Annotated in this window: 1 protein-coding gene; it reads right to left on the reverse strand. The window is 45.2% G+C overall.

Going from position 1 to position 376, the window contains the following annotated elements; genetic code table 11:
• On the reverse strand, positions 1–376 hold a 376-nt coding region (locus RMT89_RS41535; RefSeq protein ID WP_315888938.1), incomplete at both ends, for a DUF1116 domain-containing protein.

Genomic DNA, 376 nt, shown 5'->3' on the forward strand with positions numbered 1-376 from the left:
GTAGCGCTTGCGCTATGATTGGTTTAAGCTCTAGACCATTAATTTCGCGTACAGCGGTTTGCATCGCTTGGGCGAGTTCTGTTCCCATCCATTCAAGACGCTCAATAACTTCGGGGCTGTTCGCTCCAAAACGAAGAACTTTACCTAAGCCTTCATTAAAGTTACAAAATACGCGTTGAGTGCCCTCTTCTGTCTGGTTTTCAACAACCCATACTGGCATAGAACGACTAATAATGCCGGCCATTGGACCCACTGCGTCATAGTGATGGCAAGGCTCAAATATAACCTCACCCGACTCGATCATTGATTGTGCTTCTTCAATATCCTTAGCCCATTTCTCAAATACAATTGCACCAAGAATTGCACCTTGTACAGG

The sequence above is a fragment of the Streptomyces sp. P17 genome, assembly GCF_032436805.1.
In the GTDB taxonomy this organism is placed as follows: domain Bacteria; phylum Actinomycetota; class Actinomycetes; order Streptomycetales; family Streptomycetaceae; genus Streptomyces.